Genomic DNA, 17124 nt, shown 5'->3' with positions numbered 1-17124 from the left:
GCTGCCGGCGTGATACATGCTCGGCCGTGGGCCGGTATGGGCGCCCCTGCTGTGGTCGATCAAGAGGTCGTCTCGTTTGGTGTGCTGCTCACATGCCGCGCTCCGGGCCGTGGGCATCGCGGGTGCGTTGGCCCGGAGCGGTAGGCAGGTACTCCAGGAGGACGGGGCCGGGGTAGAAGGTCGCGCTGTCCCAGCCGGCCATCTGCTCGCCGATCAGGTAGCGGTACAGCCACTCGGCGAAGGTCATCGGGTGTCCGACCCAATCGCCTTCTTCCCCCTGTACCACTACACCGTCCGAGAACCCGTGAACTTGCGGAGCTCCGAAGACTGCGGCTCCCTGATCGGTAGCGGCGAGGCGTACGAGGCCCTCGGCGGTACCGAAGCTGAGCTGTGGGACATTGCAGAAGACGCGTGGATCGTCGTCAGGCCCCGTGACATAGGACTCCCATGCACTCGCCGACCAGGTTTGTGATGCCGAGCGGATCTCCTCGCCCAGGTTCCACCAGTCGGACGCTGGATGGGACAGGCTGAGGTGTCCGTTGATCTGCACGGGTGCGTAGGCATCGACGATCTGCTGGTAGTCCGTCGGAAGCTCCCTGCCGAGTTCCTCCTCCAGATTGAGCCAGGCGGCGGGATCGGCGAAGCGTTCCTCTCCCGGGCCGAGCATGGCGAAGACGGCCTGCAGGTAGTCGGTCATGGCCCCTCGAAGATGCTTGCGGGGAAAACGTCCATGCCAGCATCGACCACATCTCCTGTCCGCGGTCGGCCGGGGCCCTCGTTGTCATGGCATGGAGATGGTGCAGCAGCAGTTGGTGCTCGACAAGTTGTGGGAGCTTTTCTTCGTGTGGCTGGCCGCGCTGCTCACCCCGCCACCGCCCAGGCCGCCCAGACTGCTCCGGGTGACACCGTGACTCTCCTGGTGCGCGACGCCCTCCAGGCGCTCCCGATCCAGGACGAGAGCCGGACCGGCTACACGCGCGACAAGTTCAAGCACTGGAACTTTGGCAAGCTCAGCGACGGCTGCAATACCCTCAGAATCCGACCTCCACCGCGTCTTACCCGCAGCTGAAGGTGTCAGCGGCATGCCGTTGACGCGCTGAACAGCACCTTCATCTACGTTCGTTTGTCCCGGGTACGGATGAGAGGTGGTCGACGTCCAGCTGGCGGGCGCTCTCGAAGTAGGCGTCGTCGTACGCTCTGTACGTGCGAGGCGAGTGAGGCAGGGGCCAGACTCTTGCAATTCCCGGATGTCACGATCCGAGGCCAGGCAAAGTCCCACCAGGCAGAGATGCAGCGTCAGGTCGGATGTGCCCCGGGCCAATTGCCTTTCGCACCGGGCTGCCGAAGGCTAGTGTTCGGGTGCAGCGAGTGACCCACGAGGAGTTAAGAGATGCCCGGTCGTCCGAGCGCGCGTTGACGTTGTAGGCCGCGATCGGCCCGTCATCGCGTGCTGCCCTTGATGTTGCGGCACAGCGAGCCTCCCCCCGCTTGAAACCGTAAGTGCGCCTGTTGTGCGCCAGGTGGCGGGCCTCGTCGTCGGCAATCCAAGGGATCCCCGTGCCGTCCGCTTCCTCCGCTGTATCCGATTCTGGTCGGCCTGTTCCGTCAAGCCTCTGGCGGGACAGCGACTTCCGCAGACTCTGGGTGGGTCAGACGGCCTCCCAACTCGGCGAACATGCAAGTCTGGTGGTATTGCCGCTCTTCGCCGTCCTGACGCTCAACGCCGGTGCCGGCCAGTTGGGCGTCCTCCGCGCGGTGGGGCAGGCGCCGATCCTGTTGCTTTCGCTCTTCGTCGGCGCGTGGGTGGACAGGTGGTGGACCCGCACGGTGATGGTGCTGACGGACGTCGGCCGGACTGTGGCCCTGGGCGCCGCCGCCGTGGCCGGACTCCTCGGTTGGCTCGGCCTGCCGGCGCTGCTCGTGGTCGCCTGCGTCGTCGGGACCCTGTCCGTGTTCTTCGACGTGGCCTACCAGGCCTCTGTCGTACGGCTGGTGACACGCGATCAGTTGGTGCGGGGCAACAGCGCGCTCGAGGGCAGCCGGTCCGCGGCGCAGATCGCCGGTCCCGCCCTCGGTGGCGCGTTGGTGTCACTGCTGTCGGCGCCGATCGCTGCCGTCTCCAGCGCGCTGTTCTTCGCGATGTCGTTCCTGTCGATTCGACGGATCCGTCGGATCGAATCGATCCCGGAGCACTCGGAACGTCCCCCTCGGGTATGGCGGCGCATCCATGAGGGCCTCCGCTTTGTCGTGGGCGAAACTTCGCTGCGAACTGTGTGCCTTGCCTCGGCCGCCTTCCAGTTCTCCTTCGCGGCGATGATGACCGTCTATCTGCTGTTCCTGCCGCGGGAACTGCACCTGTCGGGCACCGCCGTCGGACTGGCGCTCGCGGCGACGGGGCCTGGCGCGCTACTGGGCTCGATGTTGGCCGCGCGCCTGCCGAGCCGGTTCGGTTATGGCTCGGTGCTGGTGTTCGCAGCGGTACTCGGAGACGGCGCGTTCCTGTGTGTGCCCGCGCTGCACGGCTCCTCTGCGGTGACGGTTCCCGCGCTCCTTGCGGTCAGCTTCGTGTTCGGGGCCGGCGGCCAGTTGGTGAATGTCACGGTCATGGCCGTACGGCAGGCCGTCACTCCGGACGGGATGCAAGGCCGCGCGGCCGCGACGATCACCTTTGTCGGCATGGGGCTGACCCCGCTCGGCTCTCTGCTCGGCGGTTTTCTCGCGGAGCAGTGGGGGTTGCGCATCAGCCTCCTGGTGACGGCCGCAGCCATGATGCTGTCCCCGGTGCTGATGGCTTTGTCCCCGCTCGCTCGTCTAGGACGGGAGCTTCCTGCCCCCAGAGGTTCTCGTCGTCGCGACGGAGGCTGCCCGGCATTCAGTCCGGTTCGTACCGAGCCAGACGGCGTCGAAGTTCCAGGTTCTCGCCATGAGCCGCCTCCCGGGCCGTCCGGAGCCGGGTGATCTCCTCCCCGTGGGCCTGCCGCTGTTGCGAAAGGCGTGCGCTCAGCGGGCGCACGGCCGCTGAGGTCGACGACAGCGACTGAGCACCGGCCCGGCGCGTCTCTGCCTCGTTCCACAGCACGAGCGCCGAAGGCGGTGGTCTCCCCTAGTGATGAGTCAGCCCGAGCCGATGGACACCGACACGTCGCCATGCACCGTGGACCATGTCCGTGCGCGGCCGCGGCCGAGGCCGCTGACCCGGCCCGCGCACTGCGCAGCGGTTTCCGAGCATGGGCGGGGCGGGTGACGCCGGACGGCTCGGGTCATCTCTGAATGAGATGGCTGTTATCTCCAGTCATCGCTGTGAAGGGGGAAGCAGGGTGGGGCGGGGGCGGTTGTGGATCGGTGATGGCGGCACGGGGACCGCCGGCAGTGGTTCGGATCGGTTTTCGTGGGTCGGGTTTTCCGGCTCCTGTTGTCGGAGGGTGTACATGTCTGCAGGGTCTGGTGTGGTGTCGCGGCGTCGTTCGGGGACTGTCGGAGGTGTCGCGTCGGGGGTGCCCGGTTGGCTGGTGGCGCTTTTCGCGGTGGCCTCGGGTATGACGGTGGCGAACCTGTACTACGCGCAGCCGTTGCTGTCGACGCTGAGCGGTGCTTTCGGCGTCAGTACGTCGTCCGCAGGGGCACTGGTCACGTTGACGCAGGTGGGTTATGTGATCGGCATGCTGTTCCTGGTTCCGCTGGGGGACCGGCTGGAAAAGCGCAGTCTGGTGACCGGTCTGCTGGCCGTCACGACCGTCTCCCTGGTGGTGGCCGGGCTGGCGGTGAGTTTCCCGATGCTGCTGGTCGCCTCGCTGATAGCGGGTGCGACGTCGGTGGTGGCGCAGATTCTGGTGCCGTTCGCGGCGGGTCTGGCTCCTGATCATGCGCGTGGTCGTGTGGTGGGGCGGGTGATGAGTGGTCTGCTCACGGGGATTCTGCTGTCGCGGACGCTGAGCAGTGTGGTGTCCGACCTCGCCGGCTGGCGGGTGGTGTTCCTGGGGTCGGCCGCTTTGATGGCAGTGCTCGGGGTGGCGCTGCGTGCGGCTCTGCCGCGGCATGAGCCGACCACGGACGTCGCCTACCGTCATGTGCTGCGTTCCACCGCGGCGTTGGTGCGGACGCATCCGGTACTGGTGCGCCGGGGCCTGTATCAGGCGGCGATGTTCGCGGTGTTCAGTGCCTTCTGGACGACTGTCTCCTTCGTTCTGACCGGTCCGGACCTGCACTATTCGCAGCTGGGGGTGGGCGTCTTTGCGCTGGTGGGTGCGGCTGGCGCGGCCGTGGCTCCGTTTGCGGGACGGTGGGCGGACCGTGGACTGGCGCGTCCGATGACGGGGGCGGCGTTCGTGGTCGCGGCGCTGGCGTTCGCTCTGGCGGGCCTGGGTGCGCACAGCGTCGTGCTGATCGCCGTGGCCGCGATCCTGATCGACATGGCGGTGCAGACGACGCTGATCCTGGGCCAGCACACGATCTACCAGCTTGATCCTGCCGCGCGGGCCCGTCTGAACAGTGCGTTCATCGCAATCTTCTTCGTCGGTGGTGCGGTGGGCTCCGAGCTGGGATCGGTCGTCTACCACGCCGTGGGCTGGAGCGGGCTGACGGTCCTGGGAGCCGCGCTGCCCCTGGCCGCACTCCTGTACTGGACCTCCGAACACCGGCGGGTGAGGCAGACCGTGCCGAGCGGAACGAACGCCTGAAACAGGACACCGGCGGCCTGCCGGGAAGGGACACGGGACAGGGACACCGGGCGACCGCCCGGTGTCCCTGTTGTCACAGGGCGAATCCTTGGGTTTTCCCTGATGGAGCATGTGCGATCCTGAGCCTGTGGTGATGTGACTCTCCGCGTTCCATCTCCTTTTGTGTTCGACACGCCCTCCGTTTCTTCGTTCTTCTCAGGACCACGCGTGAACCGTTTCCCCTGGCGACGACGCTCATCGGTCACCGCTATGGGGGCGGCAGGAGGAATGGGCTCTCGTCAGTGCGCGGTTCAACTCCTGCAGCAGCCAGACTTGACGGACCCGAATTCCTGGATCACTTGTCGTGTGATCCGGCGTCGCAGGTGTGGACGATGCCCCGCTCTTCGTTTCGTCGGTGGTGAGGTGCAGTGCCTGCCGGCTCAGTTCCGCCGCCGACGGCGCGGTTTCCGACAGCTCCGCGGCGGCGGCCCGCAGCAGTTCAGTTACCGATCGGTCTGTCCTACGAGACGCGGATGTACTCCTGCCAGCGCCTGAACAACGTGTCCAGTCCCTGGGCGGCGTCGCGGTCGGCGACCCTCGTCATGTCGCGGAGATCACGTCGATCCCACGGCCCCCGGACGGAGTGGAGGAGGTACCGGCCATGTTGTCGAGGCTCCTTGAGGCACACGAGACCATCCTCGTGGAGGCCCACGACGCCGCGGCCCGCACCGTGGAACTGGGCGACGACGGCACCAACGACCTGCTGGTGTCCCAGGTGATCAGGACCGGCGAACTGCAGGCATGGCTCCTGGCCGAGCATTTGGTCGACACACCGCTCGTCCGCGCCTGAGACGCCCCGCGTTCTACCATGCGGTGAAGAGAGAAGATCGTCACGTGCACACCAGACGGGGCGCTGCCTGACCGGGAGCGGATGATGGATCTGCGGCAGATGGAGGTTGTCGTCTCGGTGGCGGACGCGGGCGGCTTCACGGCGGCCGCCAGACGACTGCACGTGGTTCAGTCGGCCGTCTCAGGAACGGTCCGGTCCCTGGAACGCGAACTGGGCACCCCGCTGTTCGACCGCACCACGCACCGCGTGACCCTGACGCCGGCGGGCGAGGTGTTCGTCCCCGCCGCGCGCGCCACCCTCCGGGCCGCTGAACTGGCGCGTGAGGCGGTCGACGCCGTGCGGGGACAGCTGCGCGGCCGGGTGACGGTGGGCACCATGCAAGGTGTCTGGGCCGGTCTTCACCACGCCCTGGCTGCTCTGCGCGCGGAACATCCCGGTGTGGTCGTCCAGTTGCGGCAGGCGGCGGTGGCCGACATCCGACAGGCCCTGCGTGACGGAACCGTGGACCTGGCCGTGGTGGCCCTCGATCGGCAGCAGCAGCGGGGTCTGGCGACCCGGCTGCTGTCCCGCGAGGAGATGGTCCTGGTGGCGTCACCTCGGCGGGTAGTCCCCGGCATCACCCCGGCCGGCGAAGCCACCCTCGCCGAAGCCGCCCAGTTGCCGCTGGTCGATTTCACCCCGGGCTGGGCCATCCGCTACGCGGTCGACCGGGCGTTCCGCGCTGCGGGCGTGGAGCGCGTCACGACCTTCGAAGTGAACGACATCGTCGCCGCCGCCGAACTGGTCCGAAACGACCTGGGGGTCTGCATCATGCCCAAGTCGATCGCAGACCGCTCCGCCGACCTGGCCCAGTACCGATTCGACCGCCACGCGCCGAACTGGAAGGTCATGGTGGTACGACCACCCGGTGACGCCCCGCCGGCGGTCGCGGCCTTGCTCCGGCACATCACGTGACAGCGCGGCCGCACGGTCCGGAACCGGCTTGGGTCGGCGCGACAGTGGCTGAAGCCCAGCCTCTCACCCCGTTCCTGGCCGCGGAACGAATTCCGACGGCAGATCACCGACCCAAAAGACTCAGTTCATTTCGGTGCCCTCGGCAACGTCAAGAAGCAGAAGCGCGGCGCTGACCTCCACGACGACGGCCGGGTCCGAGAGGTCGATATGGGCAAGGGATTCGATCCTGCGTAGGCGTTGACTGACTGTGTTGGGATGCACGCTCAGCTTCCGAGCGGTCTCGTTCCTGTTCAGTCGGCTGTCGACGAACGCGCGGAGCGTCGCCAGCAGTTGGGTGCCGCGCTGGAGGTCGTGCTGTCGGACCGCGGCAAGAGTGCGGTCGGCGAAGGCGACCAGCTGATGGGCGTCGTTCAGTTGCAGGAGCAGCCCGGCGCCCAGGTCATGGCCATCGCGGCGGACTCGATTGGCCGCTTCCGCGGAGCGTTCGCCCAAGCCGACAGGGGCGGGGGACGTGACGTCCCCCGCCCCCGTCGGCGGCTGGCGCCTGCTCGACAAACGACTTGGCGCTCTTGCTTCACGCCGTGGCTGGCCGGCTCCGCTCAGGCTGCCCGTACGGTACCGAGGTCGGCCGGCACCGTCAGGTCCGCGGCTGTGGCGGACCGGACTTCCTCGACGGTGACGCCGGGGGCGAGTTCGGCCAGGACGAAGCCGTCCCGGGTGATGTCGACCACGGCGAGGTCGGTGATGACGCGATGGACGACGGCGCGGCCGGTGAGCGGCAGGCTGCAGGTGTCCACGAGCTTGGGGGTGCCGTCCTTGGCGGTGTGTTCCATGAGGACGATGACCCGGCCGGCGCCGTGGACGAGGTCCATGGCGCCCCCCATGCCCTTGACCATCTTGCCGGGGATCATCCAGTTGGCGAGGTCGCCCGAGGAGGAGACCTGCATGGCCCCGAGTACGGCGGCGTCGATGTGGCCGCCGCGGATCATGCCGAAGGACAGGGCGGAGTCGAAGAACGAGGCGCCGGGCAGGGTGGTGACGGTCTCCTTGCCGGCGTTGATGAGGTCGGCGTCGAGTTCCTCCTCGGTCGGGTAGGGGCCGACACCCAGGATGCCGTTCTCGGACTGCAGGACCACCTCGACGCCGGGCGGCAGGTGGTTGGGGATGAGGGTGGGCAGGCCGATGCCGAGGTTGACGTAGCTGCCGTCGGTCAGTTCCCGGGCGGCGCGGGCTGCCATCTGCTCGCGGGTGAGGGCCATGTCAGGCACCGCCTTCCTGTCGAACGGTCCGGCGCTCGATGCGCCGCTCGGCTGCGGGGTCACCGGGAGTGACCCGGACCACGCGCTGGACGAAGATGCCGGGCAGGTGGACCTCGTCGGGGTCGAGCTCGCCCGGTTCGACGAGGTGGTCCACCTCGGCGATGGTGATCCGCCCGGCCATGGCGGCGAGCGGGTTGAAGTTACGGGCGGACGAGCGGAAGACGAGGTTTCCGTGCCGGTCGCCGATGGTCGCGCGGACCAGCGCGAAGTCGGTGGTGATGCCGTGTTCGAGCAGGTGCGGGCGTCCGCCGAAGTCCCGTGTCTCCTTGGCGGGCGAGGCGACGGCGACCGACCCGTCGGCGGCGTAGCGCCAGGGCAGTCCGCCCTCGCCGACCTGGGTCCCGGTTCCGGCGGGGGTGTAGAACGCGGGGATGCCGGAGCCGCCGGCCCGCAGCCGTTCCGCCAGCGTCCCCTGGGGCACGAGTTCGACCTCCAGTTCACCGCTCAGGTACTGGCGGGCGAACTCCTTGTTCTCGCCCACGTACGAGCTCGTCATGCGGGCGATCTGTCCGGCGGCGAGCAGGAGTCCGAGGCCCCAGCCGTCGACACCGCAGTTGTTCGAGACGATCCTGAGGTCGCGCACGTCACGCTGCCACAGGGCGTCGATCAGCGTGCCCGGTATGCCGCACAGCCCGAAGCCGCCCACCGCGAGCGAGGTGCCGTCGGAGATGTCGGCCACCGCCTCCGCGGCGCTCGCGACTGTCTTGTCCAGACCCATACGGTCCCTTTCCCTCGGGCAGCCGGGTTGACCGTGCTGGTCAGAGCCGGTGCCAGTACAACCGACTGGCAGCGAGCCTAGGCAGGCGGCAGATGGGCGACCATGGCTGTCATCCACACATCGACCCCGGTGCAGGTGGTAGTGATCACCTGCGCCGGGGCCTTTGGGGAGGGGATCAGGCCGAGCAGCCGGAGTCCGCGACGACGTAGTGGCCGGGGGCGGTCTGCTTGAGGGTGTGCGTGGTGAACGTGTTCCACAGCCCCATGGGCTGGCCGGAGCCCGTGGCGTAGGTGTAGCCGCCGGTCTGGTAGGCGCGTCCGGCGACCGTGTGGTCGTAGTTGCTCGCCGTGTGGCACGTGGGCGTGTACCCGGTGGTGGTCGTGGTCACGGCGGAGGAGACCGCGCCGGCCGCGCCGGCCGTGTCGACGGCCGCCACGGTGTAGCTGTACGTCGTCCCGGTGGCCAGGCCGGTGTCGGTGAAGGCGGTCGAGGCGGTGGTGCCCACCTTCGTGCCACCGCGGTAGACCTGGTACGAGGCCGCGCCGACCACCGCGCTCCAGCTCAGGGACGCGGTGGTGTCGGTGGCCCCGGTGACCGCCAGTCCAGTGGGCGCGGGCAGGGCCCCGGTACCTTGGTCGTCGCCGTCGAGACCCCAGAAACGGGCGGTGTGGTAGCTGGAGCAGATGGTGTCGAGGTAGTAGGTGCCGGTGCTGCCGCACTGCTCCGCACCGCTGCCGGGGTCGACCGCGAGCCCGTGCGCCATGCCGGAGATGGAGTAGACCTCGACCGCGGGTCGGCCGGCGGGGTCGTCGTAGACGCTCAGCGTGGTGCCCCCGCTGAGACTCTGGGTGCGGGAGGGCGTCTGGCCGATGCCCCACACATCGGTCCACTGGTCGCGCAGCTGGGTGGCGTTGGCGGGCTGGACGGTGGTGTCGGCGGTGCCCTGCCAGATCGCCACCCGGGGCCACGAGGTGGTGCCGGCGGGAGCGGCGGAGCGGACAAGGGAGCCCCACTGGGCGGGGGTCTTGTCCGGCGGGCTGTACATGCAGGTGTACGCCGCCGCCACGCTGTTCGCGCAGGAGGCGGGCAGCCCGGAATCGATGGCGCCGCCCGCGAAGACGTCAGGGTAGGCGGCAAGCATGTTCGCCGTCATGCCGCCGCCGGCCGACAGGCCGGTGATGTAGACCCGCCGGGGGTCGCTGTCGTGGCGCGAGACGGCGTTGTCGACCATCTGCTTGATCGACAGGGCCTCGCCCTGGCCCCGCGCGCTGTCGCCGGGTTCGAACCAGTTGAAGCAGGAGTTGCCATTGTTCGCACTGCTCGTCTGGGGAAGGACCAGCGCGAAGCCGTAGAGGTCGGCGAACTTGGGCCAGCCGGAGTGCGCGTAGTAGTCGCTCGCGCTCTGCGTGCAGCCGTGCAGGGCGACCACGAGCGGGGCACCGGAGGGCAGGGCGTCGGGCGCGTAGGTGTACATGGACAGGTTGCCGGGGTTGGTACCGAAGCCGGTGACCTGGGTCAGGCCTGCGGCGGATGCCTGCGGGCTCACGGTGACCAGGCCGACGGTGAGGGCCAGGGCTCCCGCGGCGGCGGCGACCCAGCGTCGGATGCCTCCGATCCGGCGGCGGCCCTTCGCGAAGTGGAACGGAGGATACGGCTGTCCCATGACGACTGCCTCCTGATGTGGTGAACATGCCCTGACCGATGCCGGGCGGGTGGCCGGCATCGGTGTGGCGTGAATCATCACGGCGCCCGCGCCGACGTTGACATGTGCGGGACAGACAGGGTTGACGGAAACCCTGTGTGACAGCTATCCATGGCCGCCTTCGCGCCCAGCTGGCTATGCCAGGAGGCTCGATGACAAGTCCGGCGCCGGCCGATGAGCGGAGATCACCATGACCGTGCCTCCCCGGCGGGATGGTGCCGGCTGTGAGACCGATGGCCGTCGCGCGATCCATCACTCTCCGCATGAGCGCCCCATCCGCAGGGCGGAGGTGGCGTCTCCAACCATCACCGGGGGAACGGACGGTGGTTGACAGACCCATATGTCTGGGGGATTCGGGTGCCATAGCCTCCCGCGCGTCCTTGCACACGATCTCGGAGGCAAGCCGATGCGTCTCTCCTACAGCTCCGCACCACGACTCTGGCAACGGGGTGTTCCGACAGCCCTCGCTCTGGCCGCTCTCGCGATCGCCCCCGCGACGGCCATGGCCACACCCGGGAACCCGGGCGGTCACTGCGCGCACCTGACCCACGTGCGCGTGCCAGGCGCCGAGCACCAGCAGGCTGCCTGCCTGGACGAACTGACCACGGCGGGCACGGTCGCCTCCGGACACACCGACCCGGCCGACTGGGCAGGGCTGACGCCGAAGGACCTGGCCGTCCCCAGCGGAGTCCCCGGCAGCCAGATAGACGGCTACTTCCCCGACACCTCCACCACCAACACCAACCACGGCTGGCGGCACGACGCCCAGTTCGTCATCCGCCTGCCCGACCGGTGGAACGGCGGGCTGGTGGTCGCCGGCACCCCCGGCAACCGTGAGCAGTACGCCAACGACCGAGCCATCGCCGACTGGGTGCTAGCCCGCGGCTACGCCTACGCCGCCACCGACAAGGGCAACACCGGCCTCGCCTTCCACCAGGACGGGAAGGCACCGGGTGACGCCATCGCCGAGTGGAACGACCGGCTCACCCAGCTCACCCGGGCCGCCCGCGCCACGGTCGCCCAGCGCTACCACCGCCCGCCGTCGCGGACCCTGGTGACGGGCATGTCCAACGGCGGATACCTGGTCCGCTGGCAGCTGGAGAACCACCCCGAGCTCTACGACGGGGGAGTCGACTGGGAAGGCACTCTCTGGCGCTCCAGCGGACCCACCCTGCTGGACTTCCTGCCCAAGGCGCTGAGCCACTATCCCGTGTACGCCGCCGGGGGAGAGGACGCCGGGCAGGCGCGGGAAGCCCTGCACGCCGCAGGCTTCCCGGCCGGATCGGAGTTCCTCTGGCCGTACCACTACAAGGTCTACTGGGACCTGACCCAGCGCATCTACCGTGAGGAACTCGACCCCGGCTTCGACGGGACGGCCGAGGCGGGCACCCCGTACTGCGCGACGGGCACACCGGCCTGTGACGCCGACTACGACTACGCGGCCCGCCCCGACGAGGTCAGGCAGGCCGTGGAACGGATCGCGCTGACCGGGCGCATAGGCAAGCCACTGATCACCCTGCACGGCACCCTGGACGTCCTGCTGCCCATCGGCCAGGACTCCGACGTATACGCCCGCATGGTGCGCAAGGCCGGCCGCGGCCACCTGCACCGCTACTACCGCATCGAGGGCGCCACCCACACCGACGCCCTGGTCGACCTGTTCCCGGACAGGCTGCGTCCCCTCACGCCATGCCACCGCACGGCGTTCACCGCGCTCGAGAACTGGCTTGCCGCAGGCCACCGACCGCCCGCTTCCCGAACGATCGGCCTGCCCGCCCAGGCGGACGCCGCGGCCCTCCTGGACAGCTGCTCCCTGGACGGACGGGACGGCGCTCCTTCCTCGTCCCGTTCCTGACCTGCTTTCCGCGGCCCGGCCTGGCTGCCGGGCCTATGGCAAAAACAACCACTCATGGGCAGCAGTTTGTAGCGGTCACATACATGGGAGGAGCCCGTGGCTCTCCCTACTGTTTCCGGCCATGACGAACACATTTCCCGCCCCGGCTCCCTTGCCGCCGCCTGCCGCCCCGGTCGACCTGAGCGGACGCACGGCTCTGGTGACCGGCGGCGGCAGCGGCATCGGCCGGGCCTGCGTGCTGGCCCTGGCGCACGCGGGGGCCCTCGTGCACGTGGTCGACCGGGACGCCGAGGCGGCCAAAGCCGTCGCGGAGACCGCCGGCGGTGAGGCACACGTGACCGACCTCGCGGACGGGGGAGCCATCGACCTTCTCCCCGCCGAGGTCGACATTCTGGTCAACAACGCCGGCCTGCAGCACGTGGCCCCGCTCACGGAGTTCCCGACGGAGCGCTTCGAACTGATCCAGAAAGTGATGGTCACCGCCCCGTTCCTGCTGATGCGCCGCGTCCTGCCGCACATGTACGCCAGCGGCTGGGGCCGGGTCGTCAACGTCTCCAGCGTCCACGGGCTGCGGGCCAGCGCCTACAAGTCCGCCTACGTCGCCGCCAAGCACGCCCTGGAGGGGCTGAGCAAGGTCGCCGCGATCGAAGGCGCCCCCCACGGTGTGACCAGCAACTGCGTCAACCCCGGATACGTCCGCACCCCGCTCGTCGAAGGCCAGATACGGGACCAGGCCGCCGCCCACGGCATCAGCGAGGGCGACGTGCTCTCCAACGTCATGCTGGCCCGCTCGCCCGTCAAGCGACTCCTGGAGTCCGAGGAGGTGGCCGCCGCCGTCCTGTGGCTGTGCGGCCCCCACTCCGGCTACCTCACCGGTACCTCCCTGCCGCTCGACGGCGGCTGGACCGCGGGCTGAACGCAGCCCGCACCGGCCCGCACCACCCTCGTACCACCCCGTCCCCGTCCTGTCCCGTCCCGTTCGTGAAACCTGGTGAACCCATGTCTGACACCAAGCCGAGCGGCGGCATCGGCCGCATCGTCGCCGCGAGCCTGATCGGCACCACCATCGAGTGGTACGACTTCTTCCTCTACGGCTCGGCCGCCGCCCTCGTGTTCAACACACTGTTCTTCCCCAGCGTCGACCCGCTGATGGGCACGTTGATCGCCTTCATCACGTACGCCATCGGGTTCGCCGCCCGGCCGCTCGGCGGGATCGTCTTCGGTCACTACGGCGACAAGATCGGACGCAAGAAGCTGCTGGTGGTCAGCCTGCTGATGATGGGCGGCGCGACCTTCGCGATGGGCCTGCTGCCCACCTACGACACCATCGGCGTCGGCGCGCCGATCCTGCTGACTGTGCTGCGCCTGGTTCAGGGCTTCGCGCTCGGCGGCGAGTGGGGCGGGGCCGTCCTGATCGTCTCCGAGCACGGCGGAGAGAAGCACCGTGGCTTCTGGGCCTCCTGGCCGCAGGCGGGCGCTCCGGGCGGCAACCTGCTCGCCACCGGCGTGCTGGCGCTGCTGGCGGCGTTCCAGTCGGAGGCCGCCTTCCAGTCCTGGGGCTGGCGCGTCCCCTTCCTGCTGTCCGGCGTCCTCGTCCTGATCGGCCTGTGGATCCGCATCTCGGTTTCCGAGTCCCCGGTGTTCCTTGCCGCCCAGGCCAAGGCCGAGGCCGCGGCCGCGCAGGGCGTGAAGGAGAAGGCCCCGGTCGTCGAGGTGTTCCGGCGCAGCTGGCGCGAGGTGCTGTCGGCCATCGGCACCCGCTTCGGCGAGAACATCTCGTACTACATCCTGACCTCGTTCCTCCTGGTCTACGTCACCGTGCACCTGGAGCTGCCGAAGAGCACGGCGCTGAACGCCGTCCTCATCGGCTCCGCCGTCCACTTCGTCACGATCCCCCTGTGGGGCGCGCTGTCCGACCGCATCGGTCGGCGGCCGGTCACCCTGATCGGCTCCGTGGGCATGGCCGCCTGGGCGTTCGCTTTCTTCGGCCTCGTCGACTCCACGTCGTTTCCCGTGATCACCCTGGCCGTCACCGTCGGACTGCTGCTGCACGGTGCGATGTACGGGCCGCAGGCCGCGTTCATCTCTGAGATGTTCGACACCAGGGTTCGCTACTCCGGCGCCTCGATGGGTTCCCAGCTCGCCTCCATCGTCGCCGGAGCCCTCGCCCCGATCATTGCTGTTGAACTCCTCAAGGACTACGACTCCTCCACCCCGGTCAGCATCTACCTCTGCGCGGCCGCCGTGATCACCACCATCACCGTGGCTGTCACCCGGGAGACCCGGGGCCGCGACCTTGCCGACTTGCGGGACGAGAAGTCGGCCGACGCTCCCGCGGTTGCCGCGGGTGACCGGGTGTAGCGCCGCCGCACTCGTGACGAGCCCGGTCCGCCGCCACGATGGGGAACGCGGCAGACTGGGCCCTGCACCGCATCAGCCCCCACACACGACCCGCGAGGAGGCACCATGACCGTCGGCCGTCGAGCCGACGCCCGGACGTCCGCCCCCGCCGAGGCGGCCGCCCGCCGCCTGCTGGACCTCCTCGCCGCCGACGCCCCCGCCGAGGAGCTCGCCGCCCAGCCGGCCCGCTCACGCGTCGGTGGGGCCGCCGCGGCGGACGTCGCATGGATGGAGGAGACCACCGAGGTCGCCCTGTCCGTGCGGCGCGTACTCGACCAGTACCGCCGCCGGGAGGCGGAGCTGGTGGCACTGTTCGACACCGCGGGCGATCTTGCGGGCCTGCGGGACCTCGATGCCGTGCTCCGCGCCATCGTTCGCAGGGCGAGAACCCTGCTGGGCGCCGACGTCGCCTACCTGACCCTCAACGACCCGCTCGCCCACGACACGTTCATGCGCGTCACCGACGGATCCGTCTCCGCGGCCTTCCAGCAGCTCCGACTGGGCATGGGAGAGGGACTGGGCGGGCTGGTCGCGCAGACCGCACGCCCCTACGCCAGCACGAACTACCACACCGACCAGCGCTACCGGCACACCGGGGCCATCGACGACGGTGTGGCCGAGGAAGGACTGCGCGGAATCCTCGGCGTCCCGCTGCGGGTGGGAGAGGAGGTCATCGGGGTGTTGTTCGCGGCGGACCGCACCCCGCGCGAGTTCACCCCCGACGCCATCGCCCTCCTCGGCTCACTCGCCGACCACGCCGCCGTCGCGATCGACAGCGCCCGACTGCTCGAGGAGACACGCAGCGCCCTCACCCGGCTCGAAGCCGCCAACGCGACGGCCCGTGCCCACGGCGAGGCGTTGCACCGGGCCTCCGACGCGCACGACCGCCTCACCAAACTCGTACTGCGAGGCGCGGGCATCGACGACGTGGCAGCCGAGATCGCGGCGCTGCTCCGGGGCGGAGTGGCCGTCCACGACACCGACGGCAGCGAGCTGGCCCGGGCCGGCACCGGACCGGTCATGCCCTCTGCCGAGAGCCTCGCAGCCTCGCGCACCGACGGCCGCGCGGTCCACGCGGACGACATCTGGACCTGCGCCGTTCTCGCCGGCACCGAGTCACTGGGCAGCATCGTGCTGACCGGACGGACGGACCTCTCCGAGGCCGACCGGCGCCTGTTCGAGCGCGCGGCGCTTGTCACCGCGATGCTGCTCCTCATGCGCCGGTCCGTTGCCGAGACCGAGGACCGGGTACGCGGCGAACTCCTCGACGACCTTCTCGCGGACCCCTCCGCGTCGGCACGCTGGGACGGCGGAAGCCTGACCCTGCGGGCCCGGCGCCTCGGAATCGACCTCGCCCGGCCCCACGCCATCGCCGTCCTCGACTGCGAGCCGCCCCTGCGACCTCGGCTCTCTGCCGAGACCGCCCGCAGAGCCCGCGGACTCGGCGGCCTGGCGGGAACCCGGCACGGCCACGTCGTCCTGCTCGCTCCGTCCGACCAGCCGGGGACCCTCGCCCGCGGCCTGGCCTGCGACCTCACCCGCGCCCTCGGCGCACCCGTGACCGTTGGAGCCGCCGGCCCGGGCCCCGGACCGGAGCACCTCGCCGGCCTCCACACCGAGGCTCTGCGGTGCCTGAACGCGCTGCACGCCCTCGACCGGACCGGGGAGGGAGCCGACATCGCCGAACTGGGCTTCATCGGAGTCCTGCTCGGCGACCGGGCCGACGTCGGCTCGTACGTCGAACGCGTCCTCGGCCCCGTCCTCGCCTACGACGCCGAGCGCGGCACCGAGCTGCTGCGCACCCTGCGCGCCTACTACGACCACGGGGCCAGCCTCTCCCGCGCCAAGGACGCCCTCCACGTCCACGTCAACACGGTCGTCCAGCGACTCGACCGCGTCGCGCAACTCCTCGGCCCCGACTGGAACACCCCCGCCAGGGCCCTGGAGACCCACCTGGCGCTGCGCCTTCACCAGCTCACTCGGGGCGTCGGCGAAGCCTGAGCGAGGCCGGCTTCGCTCGCCGGTGATCACCGCCGTTGACGTGTTGGCGCGGCTACGGTCGGATCAGGAGGTGCCGTTGATTGCGTACTCCACGTTCGGCGAGTACGCGGCCCAGCAAGCGATGGGCGGGACGGGGATGGTCGCTGGTCGAGTACCACGGCATGCTCAAGCGCGCGGGCGCCGAGCGGTGGCGGCCCGGCAAGGACCTCCACGTTTTGACAGGCGGCCTCGGCCGGGACGTATCGCTTGTCGGCCGACGAACAGGGCCCACCGCCCCGCGGGAAAACGTCGACGTCCTGGCCCTCGGCCGTCCATGTCTGCTCCGCGGCCCGCCCTTGACCGTCGGGCGGCACCCTAGCTCTTCGAGTCCGGCTTCCAGTCCTGGACGAGGAGCCCGAGCAGCACCTCGTCCAGGAACTCGCCCATCACCCAGGCCGAGGAGCGCAGCACGCCCTCGCGGACGAAGCCGTTGTGCTCGGCGGAGCGCAGCATCGCGGCGTTGTCCGCCAGCGTCTCGATCTGCAGCCGCTGCAGGCCGCGCACGACGAAACCGTAGTGGCACAGCACCGCGACGGCGTCGGTGCCGTAGCCCTTGCCGCGGGAGGTCGGCAGCAGCCCCAGCCCGATGTGCGCGGACCGTTGGTGGGTGTCGATGCCCCACAGCGTCGCG

General features: G+C 69.7%; 15 protein-coding genes and 1 pseudogene. 10 read left to right on the top strand and 6 right to left on the bottom strand.

What is annotated here, in order from left to right:
- Positions 1-88 precede the first annotated feature (88 nt).
- Positions 89-697, bottom strand: a complete 609-nt coding sequence (locus tag AB0D57_RS36535; RefSeq protein ID WP_362083466.1) for a hypothetical protein — start codon at positions 695-697, stop codon at positions 89-91.
- Positions 698-788: 91 nt separating this feature from the next.
- Here AB0D57_RS36535 and AB0D57_RS36530 point away from each other — a divergent pair, with 91 nt between their 5' ends.
- The 6 genes and pseudogenes from AB0D57_RS36530 (at position 789) to AB0D57_RS36505 (ending at position 6459) form a co-directional block, all read left to right on the top strand.
- Positions 789-911 carry a hypothetical protein gene (locus AB0D57_RS36530; RefSeq protein WP_362083463.1) on the top strand — a complete coding sequence of 41 codons (123 nt, stop codon included), beginning with the start codon at positions 789-791 and terminating at the stop codon, positions 909-911.
- Positions 908-1069 carry a hypothetical protein gene (locus AB0D57_RS36525; RefSeq protein WP_362083460.1) on the top strand — a complete coding sequence of 54 codons (162 nt, stop codon included), beginning with the start codon at positions 908-910 and terminating at the stop codon, positions 1067-1069. The genes AB0D57_RS36530 and AB0D57_RS36525 overlap by 4 nt, the downstream gene beginning before the upstream one ends.
- A 488-nt stretch (positions 1070-1557) precedes the next feature.
- Complete coding sequence (locus AB0D57_RS36520) at positions 1558-2958, top strand: MFS transporter (RefSeq protein WP_362083457.1); 1401 nt, start codon at positions 1558-1560, stop codon at positions 2956-2958.
- Between the two features lie 536 nt (positions 2959-3494).
- Positions 3495-4676: an MFS transporter gene (locus AB0D57_RS36515; protein WP_362083454.1), complete on the top strand. Its 1182-nt coding sequence runs from the start codon at positions 3495-3497 to the stop codon at positions 4674-4676.
- 479 nt (positions 4677-5155) lie between these two features.
- Positions 5156-5505 (top strand): annotated as a pseudogene (locus AB0D57_RS36510) (ferritin-like domain-containing protein); the annotation flags it as partial.
- Between the two features lie 99 nt (positions 5506-5604).
- Positions 5605-6459 carry a LysR family transcriptional regulator gene (locus AB0D57_RS36505; RefSeq protein WP_362083451.1) on the top strand — a complete coding sequence of 285 codons (855 nt, stop codon included), beginning with the start codon at positions 5605-5607 and terminating at the stop codon, positions 6457-6459.
- Positions 6460-6579: 120 nt separating this feature from the next.
- On the opposite strand, the gene AB0D57_RS36500 is transcribed toward AB0D57_RS36505, so the two are convergent.
- From AB0D57_RS36500 to AB0D57_RS36485, 4 genes are all read right to left on the bottom strand, one after another.
- A complete protein-coding gene (locus tag AB0D57_RS36500) occupies positions 6580-6951 on the bottom strand; it encodes a helix-turn-helix domain-containing protein (protein ID WP_362083448.1) in 372 nt (123 codons plus the stop codon).
- A 107-nt stretch (positions 6952-7058) separates the two neighbouring features.
- On the bottom strand, positions 7059-7718 hold the full coding sequence (locus AB0D57_RS36495; protein ID WP_362083445.1) for a CoA transferase subunit B: 660 nt from the start codon (positions 7716-7718) through the stop codon (positions 7059-7061).
- Between the two features lies 1 nt (position 7719).
- Positions 7720-8496 carry a CoA transferase subunit A gene (locus tag AB0D57_RS36490; RefSeq protein WP_362083442.1) on the bottom strand — a complete coding sequence of 259 codons (777 nt, stop codon included), beginning with the start codon at positions 8494-8496 and terminating at the stop codon, positions 7720-7722.
- 175 nt (positions 8497-8671) lie between these two features.
- Positions 8672-10159 carry a PHB depolymerase family esterase gene (locus AB0D57_RS36485; RefSeq protein ID WP_362083439.1) on the bottom strand — a complete coding sequence of 496 codons (1488 nt, stop codon included), beginning with the start codon at positions 10157-10159 and terminating at the stop codon, positions 8672-8674.
- 445 nt (positions 10160-10604) lie between these two features.
- Here AB0D57_RS36485 and AB0D57_RS36480 point away from each other — a divergent pair, with 445 nt between their 5' ends.
- From AB0D57_RS36480 to AB0D57_RS36465, 4 genes are all read left to right on the top strand, one after another.
- Positions 10605-12053, top strand: coding sequence for a tannase/feruloyl esterase family alpha/beta hydrolase (locus AB0D57_RS36480; RefSeq protein ID WP_362083437.1), 1449 nt, complete (start codon positions 10605-10607; stop codon positions 12051-12053).
- A 121-nt stretch (positions 12054-12174) separates the two neighbouring features.
- Positions 12175-12969: a 3-hydroxybutyrate dehydrogenase gene (locus tag AB0D57_RS36475; protein ID WP_362083434.1), complete on the top strand. Its 795-nt coding sequence runs from the start codon at positions 12175-12177 to the stop codon at positions 12967-12969.
- 83 nt (positions 12970-13052) lie between these two features.
- Positions 13053-14414: an MFS transporter gene (locus tag AB0D57_RS36470; RefSeq protein ID WP_362083431.1), complete on the top strand. Its 1362-nt coding sequence runs from the start codon at positions 13053-13055 to the stop codon at positions 14412-14414.
- 105 nt (positions 14415-14519) lie between these two features.
- Positions 14520-16454: a GAF domain-containing protein gene (locus AB0D57_RS36465; RefSeq protein WP_362083428.1), complete on the top strand. Its 1935-nt coding sequence runs from the start codon at positions 14520-14522 to the stop codon at positions 16452-16454.
- A 354-nt stretch (positions 16455-16808) separates the two neighbouring features.
- Here the strand turns inward: AB0D57_RS36465 and AB0D57_RS36460 are convergent.
- A partial coding sequence (locus AB0D57_RS36460; protein ID WP_362083425.1) for a GNAT family protein occupies positions 16809-17124 on the bottom strand: 316 nt, incomplete at its 5' end.

It is taken from the genome of Streptomyces sp. NPDC048275 (genome assembly GCF_040652275.1).
Classification (GTDB): domain Bacteria; phylum Actinomycetota; class Actinomycetes; order Streptomycetales; family Streptomycetaceae; genus Streptomyces.
This window is presented reverse-complemented; position numbering and strand designations above follow the sequence as displayed.